The organism is Planktotalea sp., from assembly GCF_039984035.1.
Lineage (GTDB): Bacteria > Pseudomonadota > Alphaproteobacteria > Rhodobacterales > Rhodobacteraceae > Planktotalea.
In genome coordinates this window covers 1-7,254 of record NZ_JBDWVM010000228.1, presented here as the reverse complement: position 1 = coordinate 7,254, position 7,254 = coordinate 1, and the positions used below count along the sequence as shown (strand labels likewise).

General features: G+C 53.8%; 7 protein-coding genes. 1 reads left to right on the top strand and 6 read right to left on the bottom strand.

From position 1 onward, the window contains the following. On the top strand, positions 1–635 hold a 635-nt coding region (locus tag ABJQ89_RS10355; RefSeq protein WP_348496161.1), incomplete at its 5' end, for an alpha/beta hydrolase. A gap of 4 nt (positions 636–639) precedes the next feature. Here the strand turns inward: ABJQ89_RS10355 and ABJQ89_RS10350 are convergent. The 6 genes from ABJQ89_RS10350 to ABJQ89_RS10325 form a co-directional block, all read right to left on the bottom strand. Further along, the gene (locus ABJQ89_RS10350; RefSeq protein ID WP_348496160.1) at positions 640–1,479 is read right to left on the bottom strand and encodes an alkaline phosphatase family protein; all 840 of its coding nucleotides are present in this window, start codon (positions 1,477–1,479) and stop codon (positions 640–642) included. 42 nt (positions 1,480–1,521) lie between these two features. After that, on the bottom strand, positions 1,522–3,156 hold the full coding sequence (locus ABJQ89_RS10345) for an ABC transporter ATP-binding protein (protein WP_348496159.1): 1,635 nt from the start codon (positions 3,154–3,156) through the stop codon (positions 1,522–1,524). Then, complete coding sequence (locus ABJQ89_RS10340) at positions 3,156–3,974, bottom strand: ABC transporter permease (protein ID WP_348496158.1); 819 nt, start codon at positions 3,972–3,974, stop codon at positions 3,156–3,158. Before ABJQ89_RS10340 ends, ABJQ89_RS10345 begins: the two co-directional genes overlap by 1 nt. Before the next feature lie 11 nt (positions 3,975–3,985). Next, positions 3,986–4,942 (bottom strand): ABC transporter permease, encoded by a 957-nt coding sequence (locus tag ABJQ89_RS10335; RefSeq protein ID WP_348496157.1) that lies wholly within the window; start codon positions 4,940–4,942, stop codon positions 3,986–3,988. Positions 4,943–4,957: 15 nt separating this feature from the next. Continuing rightward, positions 4,958–6,541: an ABC transporter substrate-binding protein gene (locus ABJQ89_RS10330; RefSeq protein ID WP_348496156.1), complete on the bottom strand. Its 1,584-nt coding sequence runs from the start codon at positions 6,539–6,541 to the stop codon at positions 4,958–4,960. Positions 6,542–6,889: 348 nt separating this feature from the next. Beyond that, the coding region (locus ABJQ89_RS10325; protein WP_348496155.1) for a CocE/NonD family hydrolase C-terminal non-catalytic domain-containing protein at positions 6,890–7,254 on the bottom strand (365 nt) is incomplete at its 5' end.

The following is a 7,254-nucleotide window of genomic DNA, read 5'->3' as shown; positions in this document are numbered from 1 at the left end:
TCTGCGCCGAAATCTGCGCGCACACGGGGCTTGATGTTGTCTCTGTCGATTACCGCATGGCACCGGAACACAAGCACCCTGCTATGTTCGATGATGCAATGGCTGCCACGCGCGCTGTGTTCGCTGAAACGGGCAAGCCATTGGTGCTCTGCGGTGATAGCGCAGGGGGCAATTTGGCAGCCTGCGTTACGCATATGGCGCGCGGTTCAGAGCTAAATATACGCGGTCAGGTCCTCATCTATCCGGGGCTTGGCAGCGATGTCACCAAAGGCTCTTATGTAGAGTTCTTTGACGCTCCTATGCTCACACTTGACGATATCGAAGCCTACCGCTTGATCCGCCTTGAGGGTGAGGAACCAACGGGCGATCCGAGCTATGCGCCGCTACAAGACAATGATTTCTCTGGCCTTCCGCCAACGGTGATCAACACGGCACAATGCGATCCGCTCAGCAGCGATGGTGTTGAATATGAGATCGCGCTCAAAAGCGCGGGCATCAAAGTGCATCGCGTGGATGAGCCGGGCTTAGTGCACGGCCATATGCGCGCACGCCACATGGCGAAACGCTCTGCTGCAAGCTTCCTGCGCATCAAAGAAGCCGTTGCAGCTCTCGCCGCACAGGAATGGCCCTACTAACGTCTCAGGCGCTTAGGAAGGGCGCAGCCTTCATAGTCTCTGGAATTGGCACGCCAAGGCGGGTCAGGATGCTCGGGGCGAGCTGGAGCTGATGCAGTTTTGTATCGGCTGACGGGCCTTCACTGTCACCGAAGTAATACAGTGCAAAATCCTGCTGCAACGGATCGCGCCCGCCGTGATGGCCGCGCGCATCTTGCCCATGATCGGCCGTGACGATGATGTCATATCCCATCTCGCGCCACATCGGCAGGAAGGGCGCCAGCATCTCATCCATGACGAAACAGGCGTGATCCATCTCATGACTTTCATGCTGAAAACGGTGGCCCATGCTATCCAGTGTGCAGGTATGCAAAATCCCGTAATTCAGATCAAAACGGCCACAAAGGTTTGTGAGCGTCGCAAAGAGATCAAGATCGGAAGGCGTCATTTGGTTCGCCGCGCCATAACCCGTCATCGAATGAAAGCGCCCATGATTGATCGTATCGCTTTCGGCCTCATCATACTCGATATCGCGCACGTAATCGAAGGGATGGCGATTGAAGAATTCGGACCAAAACGAATGGGTCACCGCGCCAGTGACACCGCCCGCTTTTCGAATTTCTGAAAACAGATCAGGCTGCTTGAGGCGAAACACATTGCCGTTGCCCGTGCACCCGTGTTCCTGCGGGGTCACACCCGTGTGGATCGACGCATAACAACTGGCGGAAATCGAAGGCAGCACAGCGGACATGGTCCATTTCTGTGCTGCCCCGTTTTCAACCCAACCTTCCAGGTTTCCAAACAAACGCGTCCAGTTTCTGAGCGGCACACCATCGAGGATAATCAAGAGCAGTTTGCGATCCATGGATGCCTCCGGCGGAAGTTTATCTAGAAAGATGAAAGCGCGTTAATTGCCCGCGCTTTCCATTTTGCGTGTCGCCAGAACGTTTTCCAACCAACCGAGTTTCATCTCAGGCACAGAGCTGAGCAAAAGGTCGGTATAGTCATCAAACGGCGGGCTGAGCACTTCGGACTTGGTGCCATAGCGCACGACCTTACCTTGCAACATTACAGCAATGCTGTCGGCAATGGCGCGTACGGTTGCCAGATCGTGAGTGATAAACAAATAGGCCACATCTTCGCGCTTTTGCAGATCGAGCAAGAGCTTGAGAATGCCATCCGCCACGAGTGGATCAAGCGCGGAGGTGACCTCATCACAGATGATCAGCTTTGGCTTGGCCGCCAGCGCACGCGCAATGCACACACGTTGCTTTTGACCACCCGAGAGCTCTGCTGGATAGCGATCAATAAAGCCTTCGCCCATTTCGATCTCGTCTAACAGTTCTTGGATGCGCTTCTGCTTTTCCTCGCCCTTCATGCCGAAATAGAATTCGAGCGGACGACCGATGATCGTGCCAACCGTTTGACGCGGGTTCATCGCGACATCGGCCATCTGGTAGATCATTTGCAACTCGCGCAGATCTTCGATCGAACGGCTCGGTTGATCAGGCGTTAATTTGCGACCTGCGAAATCAATCTCGCCAGCTTTTGGTGGCAACAAACCAGTGATGACCCGCGCTAGCGTGGACTTCCCTGATCCAGATTCACCGACAATGGCAAGCGTCTGACCGGGCGAGATATCAACGCTGACATCGTGCAGAACGTCAAACTTCGTACCTTTGTAGCGCGCCGTGATATTCTTCGCGCTCAGGATCGGAGCCGTCGGTTTCTTTTCTTCGTGCTCAATCGAGCGCACAGAAACTAGGGCCTTGGTGTAGTCCTCTTGCGGGCTGTTGATGATCTGATCAACAGTGCCGTATTCCACCATTTCGCCCATCTTCAGGACCATGATTTCATCGCTCACCTGCGCCACAACGGCAAGGTCATGGGTGATATAGATCGCAGCAACGCCTGTATCGCGGATCGCTTCCTTGATTGCCGCCAAAACGTCGATCTGCGTCGTCACATCAAGCGCCGTGGTCGGTTCATCAAAAATCACCAGATCAGGCTCAGGGCAAAGCGCCAGCGCCGTCATACAACGTTGCAACTGACCACCCGACACCTGATGCGGATAACGCGACCCGATGTTGTCAGGATCAGGCAGACCCAGCTTGGCAAACAGAACACGGGCTTTGTCTTCAGCTTCCGCGCGGGTAAACTTGCCTTGGCTGATCGAAGCTTCAACAACTTGATCCATGATCTTCTTGGCAGGGTTAAAGCTCGCCGCGGCGGATTGCGCCACATAGGTCACTTCCGCGCCGCGCAAGTCACGCAAACCGCTGATTCCGCCTTTGAGGATGTCACGGCCATTGACCCAGACTTCGCCACCAGTGATCTCAACACTGCCGCGCCCATAGCCGAGCGCAGACAAGCCAATCGTAGATTTGCCAGCGCCGGATTCACCGATCAGTCCAAGAACCTTGCCCTTTGCCAAATCGAAGTCGACACCATGGACGATCTCGATGGAATGGGGCTTGGCATCCGCGGGATAGACCGTCGCGCCAATCTTCAGACCGCGTACTTTGAGTAGGGGATCGCTCATCAGTCACGCCCTCCTTTTAGGGACGTGGTTCGGGCCAAGACCCAATCCGCGACCAAGTTAACGGAGATAGCGAGCGTCGCGATTGCGAACGCAGGGACCAGCGCAGCAGGAATGCCGTAAACGATACCGTCTTTGTTCTCTTTCACGATGCCGCCCCAGTCCGCGTTTGGCGGTTGAACGCCAAGGCCAAGGAACGACAGCGTCGACACAAACAGAACCGCAAAGATGAACCGCAGGCCCATTTCCGCAACGAGCGGGGATAGGGCGTTGGGCAGGATTTCACGGAAGATGATCCACTTGCGACCTTCACCGCGCAGCGTTGCGGCTTCGACGTAGTCCATCACGTTGATGTCCACCGCGACAGCGCGCGATAGACGATAAACGCGTGTTGAATCGAGCAAACCCATAACGATGATCAAAACGGGGATCGTGACAGGCATAACCGACAACACGACCAGCGCAAAGATCAGCGATGGAATCGACATGATCAGATCGACAAAGCGAGAGATCGCTTGATCGACCCAGCCGCCGATAACCGCAGCAGTCAGGCCCAAAACAGATCCAAGCGTGAAACTCAGGATCGTCGCAGCCGTCGCGATGAAGATTGTCGTGCGCCCACCGTAGATCATACGGCTCAGGAGGTCGCGGCCAATGCTATCGGTGCCAAGCCAGTGCTCGGACGAGGATGGCTCCCAAACATCGCCAACTGCTTCGGCCATGCCGTAAGGGGCGATCCAAGGTGCAAAGATCGCGACAAAGAAATAGAGACCTGTAAAGAACAGACCGATGAGGGCGGATATGGGGATATTTTTGAACATGTCCGTTCCTCCTATTTCGGGTGCCGCAAACGCGGGTTGGCTAGAATGGAAACGATATCCGCGACCATGTTGAGCAGGATGTAAACCGCCGCGAACACGAGGCCACAGGCTTGCACAACTGGCACATCACGCTTTGCAACGTGATCGACCAGGTATTGCCCCATGCCGGGATAAACAAAGACCACTTCAACCACGACAACGCCAACAACCAGATACGCAAGGTTCAGCATCACAACGTTAACGATAGGTGCAATCGCGTTCGGAAATGCGTGGCGTGCAATAACTTGAAAGCTGCTTAGGCCCTTAAGTTCCGCTGTTTCGATATAGGCAGATTGCATCACGTTCAAAATCGCCGCACGTGTCATGCGCATCATATGCGCCAGAACGACAAGCGTAAGAACCGCGACAGGCAAAGCAATTGTTGACAGCTTCTGACCCAATGACATCGTGTCATTGATCATCGCAACAGACGGCGCCCAACCCAATTTAACGCCGATGAAGTACATCAGAACATATCCGATCAGGAACTCTGGAATAGAAATGGCAGTGAGCGTCACGCCAGAGATCAGCTTGTCCGGCCAACGGTCTTTGTAGCGAACCGCCAGAAGGCCAAGGAAAATAGCAAGAGGAACAGAAACAACAGCGGCCCAAAACGCGAGGAACAACGTATTCCCAAGGCGCTTGCCCATGCTGGTTGCGATATCTTGTCCGTTGGTCAGGGCGGTGCCTAAATCGCCAGTAACGGCATTGCCGAGCCAGCTGAAATAGCGGCTCAAGGCGGGCTCGTTCAGCCCAAGTTCTCTACGAAGGTTGGCCAGCGCTTCTGGTGTTGCGGATTGGCCTAAAATTGATTGCGCTACGTCTCCTGGCAAAATTTGCGTTCCTGCGAAAATAAGTGCGGACGCTGCGAGGAGGAGAAGGAGTCCCAGCGCCAAGCGCTGGGAAACCATTTTCAGTATCGGATGCATATGCTCTATCCGACCTTATGCAAACCACATCTTACGTGTGACTTGGCCGTTCATGAGTTCGCCGTTTGGATCAGTTTCCCAACCCGCAAGCTTGTCACTTACGCCGTCAATGAAGTCGTTGAACATTGGGCAGATAAGACCGCCTTCGTCGCGAACGATGTGACCCATTTCAGAGTACAGCGCCTTACGCTTTTCAAGGTCCAGCTCAGCTTTTGCTGCAAGAAGTTTCGCATCAAATTCTGGGTTGTTGAACTTCGTGTCGTTCCAATCCGCTGAAGAAAGGTACGCTGTGGAGTACATTTGATCCTGAACCGGACGGCCACCCCAGTAGGATGCACAGAACGGCTGCTTGTTCCAAACTTCTGACCAGTAACCATCGTTTGGCTCACGCTTGATTTCCAGTGGGATACCCGCTGCTTGCGCAGACTGCTGGAAGAGTTGTGCCGCATCAACCGCACCCGGGAACGCACCATCTGCAGTGCGCAGAATGATTGGCGATCCGTCGTGACCAGACGCTGCATAGTGCTCTTTTGCTTTCGCAACATCGTAAGCGCGCTGCTCGATGGATGAATCAAACAGTGGGTAGGCCGCGTTGATTGGCATGTCGTTACCGACAGAACCGTAGCCACGCAGGATTTTCTCAACCATTTCTTCGCGGTTGATCGCATATTTCAATGCAAGACGCAGTTCTTTGTTGTCGAAAGGTGCTGTGTCTGTGTGCATGATGAACACATAGTGACCACGCCCCGGTGTCGAAATAACTTGAACGCCAGGTGCGCGGCTCAGAAGGCCAGCAACTTTAGGCTCAAGACGGTTGATCAGGTGAACCTGACCGGACTGCAATGCAGCTGTACGTGCAGTTGAATCGTTGATCGCAAGGATTTCAACAGAGTCGAAATGCGCGTCATCGCCCCAGTAGTTCGCGTGTTTGGAGTACAGGTGACGTACACCCGGCTCGTCTGTTTCAACTTTGTATGGACCCGTACCGATACCAGCCGCAGGATCGTCCATGCCGCCATTTGGTTGGATGATGAGGTGATAGTCGGACATCAGGTAAGGAAGATCCGCGTTCGCGTCTTTCAAAGTCACGGAGAACGTATCGCCTTCGACTTTCATAGACTCGATGTTGCGCATCACGCCCAAAGCGCCGGACTTGGAATCCTCATTTGAGTGGCGTTCCATCGTCTTAATGACGTCTTCGCCAGTCATCGTTTTGCCGTTGTGGAATTCTACGCCTTGGCGCAGTTTGAACATCCATGTTTTCGCATCAGGCGTGCTTTCAACGCTTGTTGCTAGGCGTGGCTCGATGGAACCATCTGACGCAACTTCTACCAGCGTGTCGCCAAACTGGCGACCGTTGTGGTAGGGAACTTGGCTCGCGTATGTTGCTGGGTCGAGTGAGTTTGTGCTCTCGCCGCCCGTTGAACCGATCTTCAGATCGCCGCCCTTTTTCGGACCTTCTGCCATTGCAGCATTTGCAAACATTGTGCTTGCCGCCGCTGCGCTGACGCCCAAAGCTGATGCTTTACCCATGAATTCACGACGTGATAGCTTGCCAGCGCCCGCGCGCTTGGCCAGATAGTCGAGTTGATCTTGCATAGAAAAGTCTCCCAAATTATTGATATTATCCGCCGTCGTTTATCGTGCAGGCGGTGTAGAGTGATGTGCTTCTAACAATGCGGATTGCCGCGCGCCCTTCAAGGGCTAATTAGAAGTTTGGATGATGTACAACTAAAGGTTATCCCTCCGAATACTGCGTTTTATGTTGTTTTTGAAAATTTCAACGCCGTTTTCATATGCATGAACCTGAGCCGTCAGATGAAAGTGTGTCCTATCGGCATGCATTTCGGAAATTGCTTCGGTACGCAAAACGATTCCTTCGCGCTCCAATTCGTCTGTCCAATGGGTTTTGCCACGTGCGCTCAGAGGATCATCGGGATGTATCGTTCACCATTCACGGGCAATCGATCCATTAACGAGACCATGCTCGCTGTCTTTGACTTTCCCGAAATCATCCACAATTTCTAACGTCACTTCGCCCGTCGTCCAATCGGTCGTTGTTTTGCGAGAATTCGACCCCTCTCGGATCGTCTCAACTTGCCACGGCGTTTCCGCCTCAGGTTCCTCAAACGTCCATTCATCAGCGTCGCCGCTGGGGCGAAGTGGCAGGTCGAGGCTCCCTTTCAAAAGATTAAGCGTCGTTTTTTCGGGGCTGGGCCAGATAAGCGGCCAATAAGAGTTCGATAACGACACACCGAGCCTGTGACCGGAAGGAAGACGGTATGCAATCTGATCCAGATCGAGCGAAATTG

What these genes read in the sequence shown, in the direction of transcription:
- ABJQ89_RS10350 (WP_348496160.1), bottom strand. Translation starts at nt 1,479, where the DNA reads ATGGATCGCAAACTGCTCTTGATTATCCTCGATGGTGTGCCGCTCAGA.
- ABJQ89_RS10345 (WP_348496159.1), bottom strand. Translation starts at nt 3,156, where the DNA reads ATGAGCGATCCCCTACTCAAAGTACGCGGTCTGAAGATTGGCGCGACG.
- ABJQ89_RS10340 (WP_348496158.1), bottom strand. Translation starts at nt 3,974, where the DNA reads ATGTTCAAAAATATCCCCATATCCGCCCTCATCGGTCTGTTCTTTACA.
- ABJQ89_RS10335 (WP_348496157.1), bottom strand. Translation starts at nt 4,942, where the DNA reads ATGCATCCGATACTGAAAATGGTTTCCCAGCGCTTGGCGCTGGGACTC.
- ABJQ89_RS10330 (WP_348496156.1), bottom strand. Translation starts at nt 6,541, where the DNA reads ATGCAAGATCAACTCGACTATCTGGCCAAGCGCGCGGGCGCTGGCAAG.